At 42.2% G+C, this 16,367-nt stretch carries 17 protein-coding genes; 11 read left to right on the top strand and 6 right to left on the bottom strand.

All coding sequences use genetic code 11. The features are described 5' to 3' along the window. Positions 1–42: 42 nt before the first annotated feature. Positions 43–237, bottom strand: a complete 195-nt coding sequence (locus M3180_RS16860; RefSeq protein ID WP_251669641.1) for a hypothetical protein — start codon at positions 235–237, stop codon at positions 43–45. A 295-nt stretch (positions 238–532) separates the two neighbouring features. On the opposite strand from M3180_RS16860, the gene M3180_RS16855 reads away from it, so the two are divergent. The 3 genes from M3180_RS16855 (at position 533) to M3180_RS16845 (ending at position 3,615) form a co-directional block, all read left to right on the top strand. Continuing rightward, the gene (locus M3180_RS16855; RefSeq protein WP_251669638.1) at positions 533–949 is read left to right on the top strand and encodes a hypothetical protein; all 417 of its coding nucleotides are present in this window, start codon (positions 533–535) and stop codon (positions 947–949) included. 631 nt (positions 950–1,580) lie between these two features. Further along, on the top strand, positions 1,581–2,531 hold the full coding sequence (locus M3180_RS16850; protein WP_251669636.1) for a polysaccharide deacetylase family protein: 951 nt from the start codon (positions 1,581–1,583) through the stop codon (positions 2,529–2,531). A gap of 256 nt (positions 2,532–2,787) precedes the next feature. Then, entirely contained in the window at positions 2,788–3,615 is an 828-nt protein-coding gene (locus tag M3180_RS16845; RefSeq protein ID WP_251669634.1) for an alpha/beta hydrolase family protein, read from the top strand. Positions 3,616–3,749: 134 nt separating this feature from the next. Here the strand turns inward: M3180_RS16845 and M3180_RS16840 are convergent, their stop codons facing one another. From M3180_RS16840 to M3180_RS16830, 3 genes are read right to left on the bottom strand one after another with little or no spacing between them, the layout of a single operon-like run. Next, positions 3,750–4,895, bottom strand: a complete 1,146-nt coding sequence (locus tag M3180_RS16840; protein ID WP_251669827.1) for a Ger(x)C family spore germination protein — start codon at positions 4,893–4,895, stop codon at positions 3,750–3,752. An 8-nt stretch (positions 4,896–4,903) separates the two neighbouring features. Next, complete coding sequence (locus M3180_RS16835) at positions 4,904–6,412, bottom strand: spore germination protein (protein WP_251669632.1); 1,509 nt, start codon at positions 6,410–6,412, stop codon at positions 4,904–4,906. Next, positions 6,396–7,505, bottom strand: a complete 1,110-nt coding sequence (locus tag M3180_RS16830; RefSeq protein WP_251669630.1) for a GerAB/ArcD/ProY family transporter — start codon at positions 7,503–7,505, stop codon at positions 6,396–6,398. Before M3180_RS16830 ends, M3180_RS16835 begins: the two co-directional genes overlap by 17 nt. A gap of 150 nt (positions 7,506–7,655) precedes the next feature. Here M3180_RS16830 and M3180_RS16825 point away from each other — a divergent pair, with 150 nt between their 5' ends. From M3180_RS16825 to M3180_RS16815, 3 genes are all read left to right on the top strand, one after another. Then, positions 7,656–8,705 carry a DUF3048 domain-containing protein gene (locus M3180_RS16825; RefSeq protein ID WP_251669628.1) on the top strand — a complete coding sequence of 350 codons (1,050 nt, stop codon included), beginning with the start codon at positions 7,656–7,658 and terminating at the stop codon, positions 8,703–8,705. Between the two features lie 170 nt (positions 8,706–8,875). Continuing rightward, the gene (locus M3180_RS16820) at positions 8,876–9,493 is read left to right on the top strand and encodes a DUF47 domain-containing protein (protein WP_251669626.1); all 618 of its coding nucleotides are present in this window, start codon (positions 8,876–8,878) and stop codon (positions 9,491–9,493) included. 17 nt (positions 9,494–9,510) lie between these two features. Further along, a complete protein-coding gene (locus M3180_RS16815; protein ID WP_432806952.1) occupies positions 9,511–10,512 on the top strand; it encodes an inorganic phosphate transporter in 1,002 nt (333 codons plus the stop codon). Positions 10,513–10,578: 66 nt separating this feature from the next. On the opposite strand, the gene M3180_RS16810 is transcribed toward M3180_RS16815, so the two are convergent. Then, a complete protein-coding gene (locus M3180_RS16810) occupies positions 10,579–11,193 on the bottom strand; it encodes a hypothetical protein (protein ID WP_251669623.1) in 615 nt (204 codons plus the stop codon). A gap of 216 nt (positions 11,194–11,409) precedes the next feature. On the opposite strand from M3180_RS16810, the gene M3180_RS16805 reads away from it, so the two are divergent. From M3180_RS16805 to M3180_RS16785, 5 genes are all read left to right on the top strand, one after another. After that, complete coding sequence (locus M3180_RS16805) at positions 11,410–11,700, top strand: YerC/YecD family TrpR-related protein (RefSeq protein WP_251669622.1); 291 nt, start codon at positions 11,410–11,412, stop codon at positions 11,698–11,700. A gap of 8 nt (positions 11,701–11,708) precedes the next feature. Beyond that, complete coding sequence (locus M3180_RS16800; RefSeq protein WP_251669621.1) at positions 11,709–12,521, top strand: sirohydrochlorin chelatase; 813 nt, start codon at positions 11,709–11,711, stop codon at positions 12,519–12,521. Continuing rightward, on the top strand, positions 12,518–13,429 hold the full coding sequence (locus M3180_RS16795) for a diacylglycerol kinase (RefSeq protein ID WP_251669620.1): 912 nt from the start codon (positions 12,518–12,520) through the stop codon (positions 13,427–13,429). Before M3180_RS16800 ends, M3180_RS16795 begins: the two co-directional genes overlap by 4 nt. A gap of 63 nt (positions 13,430–13,492) precedes the next feature. Further along, positions 13,493–15,010: a 23S rRNA (uracil(1939)-C(5))-methyltransferase RlmD gene (rlmD, locus tag M3180_RS16790; protein WP_285855770.1), complete on the top strand. Its 1,518-nt coding sequence runs from the start codon at positions 13,493–13,495 to the stop codon at positions 15,008–15,010. A 242-nt stretch (positions 15,011–15,252) separates the two neighbouring features. Continuing rightward, entirely contained in the window at positions 15,253–16,149 is an 897-nt protein-coding gene (locus tag M3180_RS16785; RefSeq protein ID WP_251669619.1) for a DMT family transporter, read from the top strand. 131 nt (positions 16,150–16,280) lie between these two features. Here the strand turns inward: M3180_RS16785 and M3180_RS16780 are convergent. Further along, positions 16,281–16,367 (bottom strand): IS3 family transposase (locus tag M3180_RS16780; protein ID WP_251669823.1); only part of this gene is annotated, 87 nt, incomplete at its 5' end.

Here is a 16,367-nt window from a genome sequence, read left to right as displayed (position 1 = left end):
GTCGCCTCACTGCTTTTTATATGCAAATTTGTTAGTAGAATTCTATTTCTTCTCATCAAAAGGAAGTGCCCACGCGCACAGACAAATAGCTACTACAATGATTAAATACACTATAATTGGAATGTTACTGAATAGACCTCCACCGTCTAACTGAGCGATAACCTGAGCCAACATTAATATGATAGCACATCCGATAAGTACAACAACGAACATTAAAATAACTAATGCCTTAATCATTCTATCCCTCCCAAATTAGATAGTCCCCCGCTTTAATGACAAGCAAACTTTTCATTATTATTATAATATCCTAATTAAACCATATTTTCTATTTATATGATGTTATCTGTGTTAAGATATCTATAGATCAGGAAGTTCTTATCGAAGAGATAGAGTCAAATATGCCTTGCATCTATTTTTCCAAAATATTATAGATGTTGATGCTTCACTTCACATGATAATCACTCCCATAATTTGAGAAACATATTCCCTTATTGTGACCACGTTAACCAATCATGCGACAAGGAGGGGTTTAGTGAAGAGGGTATGTTATTTGTTGCTTGCGATACTTTTACTTACAGCCTGCAACTCCGGGCAGAAGTTAAGCATGAAAGACATCATAGAGGCTTTCGACAACAAAGGAATAAAACTAATCGATAAAAATGAGCACGTAAATTATTTTGAATTGAATGGAAAGAAAGCAATAACCTACAAACTCGACAATGGTGAAAATATATCAATCTATTTATTCAACTCAGAAAAGAACAGAATTAAAGGACTTGATGATTTCAATAAACAAGCAAGCAAATACGACATGCCAGTACCTTCTATATATGAAGTCGAGAATGTTCTTATTCTATACTGGTATAACGGAGAAACCGGTTCAGCAACTCAGTATGACGCCACCATTACTGAAGCCGTTGAAGCTCTAGCTATCATGTTCAATAGCTAATGAACGGTTGTGCATGGTCCTAATTAATTTCTGATTTACTTGTCAATTACCTCCAAATACGACAGTGCCACGCCCAACGGAGTAACTGGTGAGGTAGGCTCACCAAAGCGCCACCCACACACCGCCCCAGCGGAGTAACTGATGAGGCAGGCACACCGAAGCAATGCCCACACACCGCCCCAGCGGAGTAACTGGTGAGGTAGTCTCACCGAAGCGACCGCCCACACACCGCCCCAGCGGAGTAATGGTGAGAGTGGAAAAGCGAAGCGGTTGCCTTTGTCCTCTGATTTCTACAATTAATATACTTCAAGAAATCAGAGGACAACAGCAATAGTAACCTCACCATCTACGTAGCGCTGAAATCAGCGGCCAACAGCAATTGTAACCTCACCATTTACATAAACCATTTATTTAGCACTAGGCAGAAAGAACCAATTTCAAGAAACACCCAAATTCCCCTAAAATTCTCGCAAAAGATTAAGATTCTCTCATAAATCTATGTTATAATAGAGTTATATAGAAAGCGTTGTCGAAGAAGCTCGTCAAGTGCACGTGGCGAAGTGGATCACAGCTTTTTTCTATCATGTAGCTGCATGAATATGATCTGAAGAAAGGTTAATAGAGGGTGAGAATGATGATGCACAAAAACTTCTATTTCAGGTCATTTCAAGTTGCGGTCTTAGCGTTCATATTAATTGTAATGGCAGGATGCTCCTTGTATCCTTCTATTGAGCCGCATAAGCCTACTTCTATGCCATCAACTATTTTTACTAATTTAGTAGCAACAGATTCTCACTCCAAATTAGTAGATTTGCCTAATGAACAACAAGAGGCAACAGATGGACAATCTTATACGGGAGCTTCAGATAAAATGGGAAATGTAGCTGCAGATTCGCAAGCGCATTATTCAGAATTTGATGAGATAGAGCCAATCGAGGAAGTTCTTGAGAAAGCGGATTCTTCTATCGATCAAGAGGAAGCATCGTCAAGTATACATGAAGAGGAGCAGCAGCAATCAATGAAAATTGCAATTACATTTGATGACGGACCAGATTTGAAATTTACACCTCAAATATTAGATATTTTGCAGGAAAAGAAAGTAGTTGCTACCTTTTTTGTCGTTGGTATTCAAGTTAAGAAGTATCCTGAGGTGCTGCAAAGAATTGAAGCTGAAGGTCATCTAATTGGCAATCATTCCTATAATCATCCTAATTTTACGAAATTAACGCGTGAAGAGCTGGCTGATGAGATCACTCGTACCGATGAACTTATCTTCGGAGCAGTTGGGCATGTACCGACAATCGTACGTCCACCCTATGGTGCAATTAACGATGCGAACTATGCACAGATCGAAGAAATGGATAAATCGGTAATGCTCTGGAATATTGACCCACGTGACTGGGATGGCTCTTCTGTTGAGGATATGCTGGAAAATATTCTTGCAAATGCGAAGGATGGGGGCAATATATTGCTTCACAGCTTTGGCAGCAAGCATGTTGAAAATACGGTAACCTTGTTGCCGCTAGTTATCGATGAGCTTCGAGAACTTGGATATGAATTTGTTACTGCTGATGAATTATAATAATCATAATAAACTATAAGAACATAAGATAACTGATTTTATCGTAAGCTAAAGCTACATTGCAGCTGCGATAGAATCAGTTTTTTGTTTGCTGCTTAAGTTGACATACCGCGGCATCCGTGATATCTTTTATTTATAATTCATAGTATACAGGTCGGAATAATGAAGATTGAATAATGATATATGGATAAAGTAAAACCTTGATAGATCATACAGCTTGAAGCTTAAGGTTGAACACGAGGAGGCAATCCGTCTAATGGAAAAACAACTGACAATTACGCATGATCATCTGGAGCTAACAGCGACGCTCCATTACCCTACAGCTGGCGAAGGTCAGACAACTTTGCAAGAAAAACGCCCTATTATCGTCATTTGCCATGGATTTGTAGGAAGCCGAATTGGGGTAGATCGCTTATTTGTAAAAACAGCCAGAGCGCTTGCAGCAGAAGGGAATTTTGTCCTTCGCTTCGATTATGGCGGCTGTGGGGAGAGCAACGGCGATTATGGTGCATTAGGCTTTGATTCCATGGTTGAGCAGACGCGCACCGTTCTTAATTATGCTACGAGTTTGGATTGCATTGATCCTACACGCGTTACACTTCTTGGGCACAGCCTTGGAGGTGCGGTATCTATTATGACTGCGATTAAGGACAGACGAGTAAAGCGCTTGATTCTATGGTCCGCTGTCGGCTATCCTTTCAATGATATTGTCCGCATCGTTGGACGGGAAGGCTATGATGAGGCTTATCAATCGGGGCGAACAGATTATCAGGGCTATTCACTTTCACCGATCTTCTTCGATTCATTGATGGAGCATCAGCCCTTCCAATCGTTAACTCGTTTCTCAGGTGATGTTTTCTTAGTTCATGGTACGAGTGACGATATTATCCCAGTCGATTATACCTTTCTATATCAGAAGCTGTTCTGGACAAGAGCAGAGGGGACGTGTGAAAAGGAAATTATATTTCAAGCGAACCATACGTATTCAACGCATGCTCATCAACAGGAAGCGATTCATGCGACCATCGGTTGGCTTAACAAGCTAGAGGAACAAAAGCAGGAATGGTTGAATTGGTCGATCTAAGTAAGTATGTTCTATGAAATATTAGAAGTATGCAAATGAAGGAATAGGATCATTAGCATAAATTATTGAAGTAAGACACCAAATTACAGAGCATGAAGCGCACCGTATAATGATGCATACGATGTGCTTCATGCTTATCTTCTACGTTTATATTTACCGTTGTATGGGATGTCTATATCGATTTCCAAGTGTTCAAGTGATTTTTCATCTAATATAAATTTTTTACCATTGTTCGTCATTCGCTTCCACGCGTCTGGATCTTTCATCCGAAAGCTGTGCATGAGATAAAATAAATCGAGCTGTTCTTTTAAACTTAATTCATAAGCCTCCATTATTTCTTTTTCAATTTGTTTTCTTGCAAGCTGTATCATCTTAGGGTAGTCGAGTTCACTTAAATATTCATTCAACGAGCCTTTGAAGTGAGCTTCTACCGTAAACTTCGGCTCTCCATTTACTAGCTTTGTTTTCTTCTTTACTTTTGTATTATGAAGAATTAACACCGCATATTCCTTCTCCTCATCCTTCACAGTTAACATCGTTCTTGTCAACCTAGGATCTATCCAGCGCATTCCTTCTAACTGATCTATAGGTAATATTTTCTTCACACCATTATGAGACTCAAAATATGCTCCAATAATCTTTAATAGCTTTAATTCTCCCTCATTCGTTTTCCATTGCTCATTGTCTGTACCGATCACTGGAATAACGGTAATACGATCCGGTTCATTGGAGATAGATATATATTTAAACATTTGGATTGGAGGAACCGTTGATCCTTGTCTAAAAGAATTCATCGGCATATGCAGTATAGAAAAGAGAGACGTACGATCATAGAATGAATTGGTTAGAAAAATCTCCTCAATCGAACCATCGGTTACATAAAACCATGTATTGTATCGAGTCTCTGGAGAACGATAGATATGACCAGCTAACTTTTCAAGCGACCTTATCGCACGCTCCGTTACTACAATCGCTTTCGTATGTCCCCAGTCGATACGGACTTGAGAGGTGGCATACAGATTAGAAACAGCAATATTAAGTGAAGTGCCTTCTCCTTTCCCAACATATGTATTGATAGGAGATCCTGCACCCTGTGATTCCATACGAGCAATATTCTCAAAACGAACGATTTGTGCATACACAAAAAACATCTCACCGTCGTAATCAACACCTAGACTAGTGACATAGTGCTGATTCTGGATGTCTACTGCGCTCCAGCAGCCAGGCATCAGCGTCAGCACAATACATATCAAACAGATTTTAATACTGCTTCTGAACATGTTCAAGGCTACTCATCCCTTTTTGTTTTCTTCGTATGAAGGAAGGTCGGACGTCCCCTACGAAAACGCATCGGGACCTGAAAGATCGCAATAATAAAGTTTTTAAAATTAAATGGTGCCATCGGAGCCAAATATGGTATACCGAACGACCGTAAGCGAGAGAGAAACAATATAAACAAAATGTAAGCGATGATCACACCATAGATCCCAAATGTGGAGCCGAATAAAAACGCTATGAACCGTAAAAATACGACACTGCTCGTTAGTGATTGGTTTACGAGCGTAGCCCCAGTAATGATGGAAATGGCAGCAACAACTACGATAATAGGAGAAACTAGGCCAGCACGTATTGCGGCTTCTCCCATAATAAGACCACCGACCACCGTAATGGTTTGAGCCATATTACTTGGCAACCGTAAACTTGCCTCTCGAAACAGCTCCATAAAGGTCATAATTAAAAACATCTCGATTGGTGCTTCCATTGGAATACCTGTACGTGCTAAGGAAATGGTAGCAAGCATCGTAAAGGGCACTTGATCTGGGTGAAAAGTCGTCATCGCAATATAGAAAGAAGGCAAGAAGATCGTTGCTAGTATCGCTAGCACACGAAATAACCGGCCTACATTGGAGGCGAACAGCGGAAAATAGCTGTCCTCTGGTGATATAAGCAGATGCAAGAAATTTCCCGGTGCTAGTATGGCCATTGGATTGTTGTCTAACATTAGTACGAAGCGGCCATTTAGTAAATTCTGAACGATATAGTCTGGCCTTGAGGAGTAATCCATTGTCGGAAACAGATACGTACTGTCTCCCACGAGCTCTTCTAGCTGCCCAGTTGTAACAACCTGCTCTACGTCAATCTTTGCGATTCGATTCTTTATCTCAGCGATGATCCCTTCATTCGCAATGTTTTTTATATAGATAAGCGCTAGCTTAGTGTCTGTTATGGTGCCGACCATATATGGCTCAACGATAAGATCTTCATTTCTTACTCTTTTTCGAATGAGAGCAATATTTACACCTATATCCTCGACCAATCCATCCTTTGCACCACGAATCGCTATCTCCGATGATGACTCCTCTGGCGTGCGAACAGGGATTTGTGCACATTTTATCGACATGATTAAACTTAACGAAGGAAACACACAGATTATATTCCCTTCAAACAGCAGGTTGGACATCATTCGAACGGTAATTGGATTTTCCTTACTACCTTGAACGAGCCAGCTAATCAAGGGAGATTTCTCCATCTGAATCTTATTGGAGAAGCCAGTTTGTTCATATACTTTTGTTAAAGCAGGAAGAATCGTTTCCTTAAATTCGTTATTATCGGTAAGCACCTCCGACATGATAAATAAAACCTCGACCGGCGGCTTCATATAATAACGGCTCGCTACTGAGTCAGTAGAATAATATTTACTGAATATGAAAATATCCGACGTTCCCTCATACAAGGATTGAAAGGTTTCCCTATCTAGCTTGTTCATATCAAGTGTGCTTTCATGATTCAATGTCATTCTCCATCGACTCCTTTCGATTCACAATCCATTGTGTTATTCCGATCGCAAGACATAAGACGATCACGAAGCCAAAAAGCGCGGGAAAATAGAAGCTCTGTAAGATGTAAAGCATCATCTCCGATCGCCACGGTAGGAACAGCAGCCCAATCATCAATACTTTCAATAACGTCATGACGATATAACGTTGCTTGTTCGTTTTGAATTGAAAGATATCGACCATTAAATAAAGTGATATGGCAGAGCGTGTAATCGATCCTGATAACCACTGATAGATCGATAGAAAATCAGTATGCTGTAGAAGCTGACCAAGGCTAAGTATTTTCCATTGGTCGTAGGCAGTATGTCGTTGCTTCATCGCTTCCTCGGGTCCAAACTCTGTAATTCCACCAATAATTGGTCCCATTGCAATCATGAGCATAAACAACCCGAATAGAAATAGCTGCCAAGGCTTAATCTTCTTCTTCACATGATGAGCGAATAAGATATATATCCACACGTCAAACAGGGACGACAGAACATAGAAGCTACCATGAATAGGCGGTTGTAACCCCTGATCAAAAATCGGAAACAATAAGGAGTAATCTTTAAATTTCATATTAGAAAACGAAATGAAGTATCCAAGAAATGAAACGAGCGGAAGCAGTATCGATGCAACGATCGCAATAGACTGCAATCCAGAGAATGCCATGAAAAAACAAACAAGAACAAAGCAAAGCATAATAACGAAAATTGGAGTTTGCTGTAAATAGGTCGAATTCGTCCACATGACCGTATCGATCATCGTGTAAAAGGAGTTAAAGAACAAAGCCCCGCAAAAAACAATTTTCATTAACCAACCCATCCATTTTCCCCAGTGCTGCTCGATCCACTCCATTAACGAAATTTTATTTAAGCCGTGTACAAGCTTAATAAATATAAAAATCCATATCAAATATATTGGGGCAGCTATGATTACAGATACCCAAGAATCTCGACCTGCAATATTTAAGATAACAGGCAAGGCCATTACGTGAGACAAAATCCCTGTGCTTAATATAATGATTGAAGAAGCTAGCCATACACTAATACCGCCACGTTGTACATCGATCATATTACTGCTAATTCCTCTCTAATAAATACCATTATGAAGTTATGTTGTGATATTTATTGGATTTTTAGTCGCAATTTGGAGAAAAGTCAACACATCGAGGCAATTCCGTGGTTAAATGAAATAGGAAACCTATAATATAGGAGGCATAAAATGAAGTTGAAATTTGGTCTTATTTTACTTGTGCTAGTCATGGTGGTTGTAACTGCGTGTGGTAAGGAAGATGTGAAGCAAGAGGTTCCTCCACTTGAATCAACTCCGCCGCCGACAGAGGAAGCTGCACCAACACCTGCTCCGCCAACCTATCCATCACTCCTGTCTGGAGTCGGTTTTGAGGAGCAGAATAACACCCGACCGGTTGCTGTGCTTATTAATAATCTTGCGCCTGCACGCCCGCAAAGCGGCTTAACTGAGGCAGATATCATCTGGGAAGTGCTTGCCGAAGGAGGAATTACAAGACTAATTGCAATCTTCCAAAGCACGGAGACTGCTGATTTTGATATTGGTCCTGTACGAAGCAATCGTCCATATTTTATTGAGATTGCCGATAGCTATGATGCGATTATTGCTCATGCTGGGGCAAGTAATGATGCCTATGCGATCCTACAAAAGCAAGGAAAGCCTTATTTAGATGAAATATCGAACGCGGGCAGCTACTACTGGAGAAGCTCTGAGCGTAAAGCCCCGCATAACTTATATACGAATTTGTCCAAGCTGCGTGAAGGCGTAAGTAAAAAGGGGTACAGAGAGGAAGCTACCATTCAAGGCTATAGCTTTCTAACTGAAGCTGAAGCAGAGTCGATGCAAGTAGGCTCTATTAAGCAGCTTGATGTACAGTTTCAGCTAAAGGGATATAAAGTCAGCTATCAACTTGACGAAGGGGTATATAAACGCAGCATTAATGATGAGCCGCATATTGACAAAAATAACGATAAGCAGCTATCTGCTGTAAACTTAATCTTTATGCAGACTAATCATAAGGTGCTCGACAATGAAGGACGCTTGAGTGTAGATTTACAATCGGGCGGCAATGCACTCGTTATACAGAATGGACAGTCGATAGAAGGTCAATGGATAGCTGCTGAGGATGGTATGCTTCGTTTCGTTAGCAATAATGAAGAGATCAAGCTGCTTCCAGGACAAAGCATTATCCATATTCTACCTACAGGAAAGACTATTACAGAGCATGTCAATTGGGAATAGTACGATTGAATCGTTATGATTCCATCAATTTCGACAAGGAATGAGAAAATATATGAAAATAATTATTAATTTTTCATTAATGTTTACATTGCGTTAACAAATCTAGGTTACACTATTTCATGGCGAACGCATCGTGAGCTACCATTCTTAAGTCGATAAAGGGGATTGACATGTTCAAGAAAACCAAAAAAGATATTTTCTTCAGAACCTTTGAAGAAATGGCTGATACTATAGTAGAAGCGGCTGAATACTTTGCAAAAGGTGTATCCGATCTTTCAGATGTTGAATCATTTGTAAAGAAAATGAAAGAATATGAAAGCAGCTGTGACCAAAAAACACATACGATTTTGAGTGAGCTGAACAAAGTATTCATTACACCTATTGAACGCGATGATATTATGGCGCTAACAACATCACTTGATGATGTAATGGATGGTCTAGAAGCAACAAGCATGCGTTTCCTCATGTACGGTGTGAAGGAGAAGGATGAGCATATTACAGCTTTTGCTGACATTCTAGTTCGTTCCGCACATCAAATCAAAAGTGCGATTGATCTTCTAACGCAGAAGAAACTGTTACCGATTCGTGAACATAATATTGCTATTCATGGTCTTGAAAACGAAGGCGATGACTTACTTATCTCTTGTATTACAAAGCTGTTCAAGGATGTAACGGACCCGATTGAATTGATCAAGCGTAAGGAAATATATGAACGTCTTGAGCAAACAACGGACTGCTGCGAGGATGTAGCAAATACACTTGAAACTATCGTTATGCGTAATAGCTAAGCGGGAGAGCAGAGGTCATACAGATGGAAATATATGTATTAATAGCTGTTGTCTTTCTTGCATTAGCATTTGACTTTATTAACGGGTTTCATGATACAGCAAATGCAATCGCAACCTCCGTTTCTACGCGTGCACTTAAGCCAAGAGTTGCTATCATGCTTGCTGCAGTGATGAACTTCTTAGGTGCTGTTACTTTTACTGGCGTAGCGAAAACGATCGGTAGCGGTGTAGCTAACCCAGCGGATTTGCAGCATGGGGTTGAGGTGGTTATCTGTGCACTTATCGGTGCAATTGCCTGGAATCTTATCACATGGTGGTTTGGAATTCCTTCCTCCTCCTCACATGCGTTAATCGGAGCATTAGCTGGTTCGGTCATTGCCGCAGAAGGCTTTGACAAAATTAATGCTAATGGATTTTTAGATATTCTTAAAGCATTGTTAATTTCACCGCTTATTGCATTTGTTGCTGGTTTTATTATTATGTCTATACTTAAAATCATATTTGCAAGAAAGAGTCCACACTCAATCAATAAGGGCTTCCGATCTGGACAAGTTGTAACTGCGCTATTTCAATCGTTCTCACACGGTACGAACGATGCACAGAAAGCGATGGGGATTATCGTATTCGCTCTAGTCGCAGCTGGCATTCAGGATAATATGGACGTGCCACTATGGGTTAAATTTTCTGCTGCGCTTGCGATGGCACTAGGTACTGCAGTTGGTGGCTGGAAAATTATTAAGACGATGGGGACAAAAATCTTTAAGATCGAACCGATCAACGGTTTTGCTGCGGATATGGGCTCTGCGCTCGTAATCATTTCCGCAACGTTCCTACATTTGCCTGTAAGTACAACCCACGTCATTACATCCTCGATTCTCGGGGTAGGAAGTGCGAAGCGCTTTGCAGCCGTGAAGTGGGGCGTTGCTGGACGAATTGTTATCGCTTGGTTTATAACGATTCCTATTTCTTCTGGTATTGCAATGGGCTGCTTCTATCTATATAAAGCATTGTTTTTATAATACAACTAAGAGACCTCAGTGCTCATCCTATGATGAACCTGAGGTCTCTTCTGTTCTTCGGGAAGCTTAACGTGACGGTGGACGCTTCATTAAGGGAGTGGAAGATCTGCGTGTTGAATTCGATCTACCTTGCCCGTTACGTCTTGGTGGTGCTGAACGGTTCGATCTAGTCGAACGTGGTTTTGTCGTTGTCCTTACTCGGCGTCTAGCTGGGATAGAGGCTTCAGTAGGTGGCGCGGCACCTGCTTTATTTTTACCTAGTACACCGGTGACAACCTTAACCATTGGCGCAATCTGACCAACCGTGCTGACGACCTTTTGCACTGTCGTAACCGTACTTAATATTCCTTCTAGTCCTCCAAACCGATCAACGAGACCTTTCAATTCATCAATATTGGCGTATTTAGTTAGGCTGGCAAGGCTAAAGCCGCTTGAAGGCTTCTTTTCTTTTTCCGTATTCGTTTCTACTTCCTGCACGGCAACAGCATTGCTTTGTGCTGCCTGAAACGGAGAAATGCTAGCACTTGTTGAATAGTGTCCTTGTGGTGGGCGAGCCTGAGTAATCGTGCCAACATGCCCATGCCCATGTCCGAATTGCTGAGGATGAAAGGTTGAGGCGTGAACGCTTTGTGCTGGATTTCTCCGGTAAGCATAGGCTTGCGTATGTGGAGAGGAATTCATCTTCAATCACAACCTTTTACATTTCGTTATGATAGCATATGAGATAGGCATTAGCGTGGTCTGGATATTCGCCTAGATAAACAGAAATAAATTAGACAAATGTTCATATTGGCAGAGTCTGTAATTCTTTAAAGCGTGAACACGGTAATGTTTGAACTATTGCTTAAATCAAGCTACAATAAATATTAGAAATACAGACCGTAAGGAGAGATCCCTTTGCAATTAAAAAAGTTAAATGATAAATCGATCGATCAGCTCTTTGAAGCGATATTAACCTTGAAGGATGTGGAAGAGTGCTATGTGTTCTTCGAGGATTTGTGTACGGTGAATGAGATCCAATCGATGTCACAACGTCTTGAGGTTGCCCGCATGCTCGGTAACGGCAGCACCTATAATCAAATTGAAACGGAAACTGGTGCGAGCACAGCAACAATCTCACGTGTAAAACGCTGCTTGAACTACGGCAACGACGGGTATAAGCTTGCGCTTGACCGCATTAAGAAATAATGATGAACATGAAGCACGGTATTCTTGTTATAAGTCACGGCTCAAGAGAGCAATCATGGGTGAAGGCTGTTGATGAAGCGGTTGAAGCAGCTAGGCAGCAGTGGCTGGCGAATGCATCAGATGAAGCGGAGCGGGCAAGACGAAGCGTAATACCAGTCTATTCTTCCTATCTAGAATTGGTTGAGGGGCATCTGATCCAAGACGGAATAGATACACTTGAGAAGGAGGGCGTTACACATATTCATGTAATGCCTTTATTTGTTTCTAGTGGAAGCTCTCATGTGGATGAGATCAAGCAGGCGTTCGGATTTGAGCCGGCGTGTGATTTTATTGGTGATCTGGAGCCATTTCGTTTTGGGGCACATATTTTCTTCGATGAGCCGATTGGTGTTGAGCCAGAAGTGGTGCGTATTCTGCAGGAACAGATCGAGGAGCAGCTGAATCCTGAGCGCCAGGAGGCAGTGCTTCTGCTTGGTCATGGTAGCAGTATGACGTACTTTTATGAAAAGTGGGAAGCGGGAATGAAGCAGCTTGCAGCTGTGTTAGGCGATAAGCTTAGCGTGCAAAAGGTTGCCTACGCGCCGCTATTGCCAGAAGGTTCACGAGCAGCACTAGTTGAGCTGCAGCAGATAACTCCTCATGTGATCGTTATTCCGCTGTTTATTAGCCCAGGATATTTTACAAGACATGTGATTCCAGCTCGGTTAGATGGGCTAGACTATACGTATAAAGGGTCGACCTTGCTTCCACACTCAGAGATGTCTAAGCTGCTTTGCAGAAGGTTCGAAAGCTATGCATTGGATAAGGAGTGCACGCAATGAAAAGAGCGAGATTAATCTACAACCCTACCTCAGGTAGAGAAGAGATGCGCCGTAGATTGCCCGATATATTGCAGAAGCTGGATGAAGGCGGTATTGAGGTATCCTGCTATGCGACGCAGGGCGAGGGCGACGCAACGGCGGAGGTAGAGAGGTCGCTTGCAAGAGGCGGCTACGATATGATTATCGCAGCGGGCGGTGATGGCACACTGTACGAGATTATTAACGGTCTTGCCAATATGCCGAATCGATTGCCGCTTGGCATTATACCTGTAGGGACAACGAATGATTTTGCTCGAGCGATGGGCATCCCAAAGCACTGGGAGTATGCTTGTGAGCTTATCATTAATCAATATAAAGAAAACATCGATGTTGGTCGTGCGAATGAACGCTACTTTATTAATATTGCAGGTGGCGGCTTCTTAACGGAGCTGACCTATGATGTGCCGATCAAGCTGAAGACGATGATTGGTCAGCTTGCTTATTATTTAAAGGGGATGGAGAAGATGGTGCATCTTCGTCCGACTGAGCTTACCTTTGAAGCTGAAGGTGTAGGCGAATTTGTTGGTGAGTTTATGCTGTTCCTTATTTGCAACAGCAACTCGGTAGGCGGATTTGAGCAGCTAGCTCCAGATTCGAAGCTGAATGATGGGCTCTTTGATGTACTGCTTGTGCGCAAATGCAATTTAGCTGAATTTATTCGGCTCGTCACATTAGCGCTGCGCGGAGAGCATTTTGGAGATCCTCATGTCGTGCATTTCCGCACAAACCGTTTAACCGTCACATCTCCAGATAAGGTTCAGCTGAACCTCGATGGAGAGTATGGTGGAACATTGCCAGCCGTATTTGAAAATTTACCATTGCATATTGAGATATATATGGATGAAACAGGGGAGTCGACCTACAGCTAGTTATCGAATGATAAGATAAAGTGTAGGCGGCTCAGCATATAGAGCGTAGAGCGGAGAGTAAGTATGAAGCGTAAGCAAGGAAAACAAACAGAACAGCATAGAAAAAAACGCAGCAGCAAGCCAGTGGCAGCTGAGGGCTTGCATGCGAAAAATGAAGTTGTAACCGTCGATATGATCGGCTTAACGCATGATGGTGATGGTGTCGGACGTACAGAGCAGGGCTTCACCCTGTTCATCCCGCATGCGCTGCCAGGTGAGCGTGTCGAGGCTAAGGTGCTGAAGAGCAAAAAACAGTATGGCTATGGGAAGCTGCTGTCCCATCATTCGAAGAGCGAGCAGCGCATTGAGCCGGCTTGCCCAATCTATGCGCAGTGTGGCGGGTGTCAGCTACAGCATTTCGATTATGAAGCGCAGCTGAAGTGGAAGAGGCAGCATGTGATCGACAGCCTGACGCGAATCGGGAAACTGAATGTAGCGGAGGAAGCAGTTACAGGTGAAGCTGAAAAAGATGATGCGCTTAACCCACATACAGGTGCTGATTACCGTGCTGGCTTAATCGTGCATGATACGATAGGCATGAGTGATCCGTGGAGGTATCGCAATAAAGCAGCGGTACCGATTGGACTTGCGGCAGATAACGGTGAGCTTGTCGGAGGCTTTTATGCGAAGGGCAGTCACCGTATTATCGATATGGACAATTGCCTTATTCAGAAGGATCTTAATGATGAGGTAATCGCAATCGTTAAGCAGCTTGCGAAGGAGCTGAACATTCAGCCATACGATGAGGATACGAACAGCGGCGTGCTGCGTCATGTGATGACACGTATCGGTGTTGTGACAGGCGAGATTATGATCGTACTCATCACGAATACAGAGAAGCTGCCGCGCAAGACCGAGTGGATTGAACAGCTGCGCAAGCGTGTCCCGAATGTGAAGAGCATCGTGCATAACATTAACAATAAAGTAACGAATGCGATATTCGGCGAGCGCACCGAGGTGCTATGGGGTAGTGAGGTCATCTATGATGAGCTGGATGGACTGCGCTTTGCGATATCAGCGCGTTCGTTCTATCAGGTGAATCCTGAGCAGACCGTAACGCTGTACCGCAAGGCGGTGGAATATGCGGCGCTTACAGGCAAAGAGCAGGTCATCGATGCGTATTGCGGTATAGGCTCGATCTCACTATTTCTCGCAAGACAGGCGGGACATGTGTATGGGGTAGAGATTGTGCCTGAAGCGATCGAGGATGCAAAGCGCAATGCGGAGCTGAATGGATTGGACAATACGACGTTTGAAGCAGGCCCAGCAGAGGTCGTTATTCCACGCTGGAAGCAGGAAGGTATGAATGCCGATGTCATCGTTGTCGATCCACCGCGCAAGGGCTGTGATCCAGCGCTGCTGGAGACGATCCTCGCGATTCAGCCAGAGCGAGTTGTATATGTGAGCTGTAACCCATCGACGTTAGCGCGCGATCTGCGCGTGCTTGAGGATGGTGGATATCGCACAGTGGAGGTAACGCCGGTTGATATGTTCCCGCATACGGGGCATGTGGAGTGCGTGGCGTGGTTGAAAAGAATATAGAGTGTGATTGGGAACCCTTGCGTAGCAAGGGTTTTTTTGTGTTGTGATGTTTTTGAGTGATTAGCAAGGTTCTTCATGATTTAATCTCACTACGTTGAAAAAGTCCACAACGTAGATTACAGAGAGCTTATCAGTAATGATAAGCTTTACCATATTTTGTGGTTGTTTATAGAGTGCTTCCATGTATACTAAAGTAGTTAATGCACTTATAAATTAGATTAATCGGAGGACATCAGAACATCATGGGGCGTAAATGGCACTACTTAGGATTAATATTTGTAGCAATAATATGGGGTAGTAATTTTGGGATTTCGAAGCTAGCTTTGGATTCATTCCACCCGATTGTATTTACGTTTTTGCGGTTTGGTATTGCAGCACCACTTTTCTTTATCCTTCTTAAATGGCGTGAAGGCAGCGTTGGGATTGAGCGACGACATATCCCACAGTTGATTATTGTATCAATTCTTGGTATAGCAGTTCTTGAGTTATTGGTTGTTTATTCAATAAAGCTAACAACGTTAGCGAATGCATCACTTTTAAATGTTGCACCTTGGCCAATCTTTGTTGCACTTCTTGCACCACTTCTTATAAAAGAGCAGCTCACTAAAGGTATTATTGTAGGTGGCTGTTTAGCACTAGTAGGTGTTTCAATTGTTATTGTAGGTGGAACAGAGAAGATTAATCTGTCTTCTGTACATATGCTTGGAAATTTATTTGCATTCCTCGTCAGTATAATAGGCGCTATTTATAATCTGATGTCGATGTCATTGATGAAGCATTATTCAGCATTAAGAATAAGTACCTGGACGATAGCAATTGGTTCTATTGCTATGTTTCCATTTACACTCCCTTATTGGGGCGAAACTGAATGGACTAATCTAGCTGCAGGCCAGTTTATAGTAATCGCATTTAACGTACTTATATGTACAGTACTTGCATTTATTTTATGGAACTTGTGTATGTTTAAGGTTGGAGCAACGAAGGCTAACTTCTTTCGCTATCTTGTACCCTTAACTGCAACAATAATGGGGTATGTAGTATTTAAAGAGTCGATTACCGTTATTCAAATTCTAGGTGCACTATTAATCGCATTTGGTCTAGTTTGGATATCGTTAGAGAAAAAGAAACCAAATGATTAATTTCTAGCATTTACTCAATTGGCACTTACTACGACCAGCAGACGACACATGTGGAGTGCGTAATATGGATGAAAAGGAGGGGCTAGCCTTATAAACTGGTACCCTTGTCAAGGACACTAAAAAAGAGTGAGCTAGGCCGTCTTCAAAAGATGATTCCTGTACTGAACAGGGGTCATCTTTTTTAATCCCCATTGATATCTGTAATGGTTGTAGTATTT

It is taken from the genome of Paenibacillus camelliae (assembly GCF_023715345.1).
In the GTDB taxonomy this organism is placed as follows: Bacteria; Bacillota; Bacilli; order Paenibacillales; family Paenibacillaceae; genus Pristimantibacillus; species Pristimantibacillus camelliae.
The sequence above is the reverse complement of the archived record's forward strand: the minus strand, read 5'-3'. Positions and strand labels throughout refer to the sequence as shown.

Coding starts and splice junctions, on each gene's coding strand:
- M3180_RS16860 (WP_251669641.1), bottom strand. CDS start 237: ATGATTAAGGCATTAGTTATTTTAATGTTCGTTGTTGTACTTATCGGA.
- M3180_RS16850 (WP_251669636.1), top strand. CDS start 1,581: ATGATGATGCACAAAAACTTCTATTTCAGGTCATTTCAAGTTGCGGTC.
- M3180_RS16845 (WP_251669634.1), top strand. CDS start 2,788: ATGGAAAAACAACTGACAATTACGCATGATCATCTGGAGCTAACAGCG.
- M3180_RS16840 (WP_251669827.1), bottom strand. CDS start 4,895: ATGTTCAGAAGCAGTATTAAAATCTGTTTGATATGTATTGTGCTGACG.
- M3180_RS16835 (WP_251669632.1), bottom strand. CDS start 6,412: ATGACATTGAATCATGAAAGCACACTTGATATGAACAAGCTAGATAGG.
- M3180_RS16830 (WP_251669630.1), bottom strand. CDS start 7,505: ATGATCGATGTACAACGTGGCGGTATTAGTGTATGGCTAGCTTCTTCA.
- M3180_RS16825 (WP_251669628.1), top strand. CDS start 7,656: ATGAAGTTGAAATTTGGTCTTATTTTACTTGTGCTAGTCATGGTGGTT.
- M3180_RS16820 (WP_251669626.1), top strand. CDS start 8,876: ATGTTCAAGAAAACCAAAAAAGATATTTTCTTCAGAACCTTTGAAGAA.
- M3180_RS16810 (WP_251669623.1), bottom strand. CDS start 11,193: ATGAATTCCTCTCCACATACGCAAGCCTATGCTTACCGGAGAAATCCA.
- M3180_RS16800 (WP_251669621.1), top strand. CDS start 11,709: ATGAAGCACGGTATTCTTGTTATAAGTCACGGCTCAAGAGAGCAATCA.
- M3180_RS16795 (WP_251669620.1), top strand. CDS start 12,518: ATGAAAAGAGCGAGATTAATCTACAACCCTACCTCAGGTAGAGAAGAG.
- rlmD (WP_285855770.1), top strand. CDS start 13,493: ATGAAGCGTAAGCAAGGAAAACAAACAGAACAGCATAGAAAAAAACGC.
- M3180_RS16785 (WP_251669619.1), top strand. CDS start 15,253: ATGGGGCGTAAATGGCACTACTTAGGATTAATATTTGTAGCAATAATA.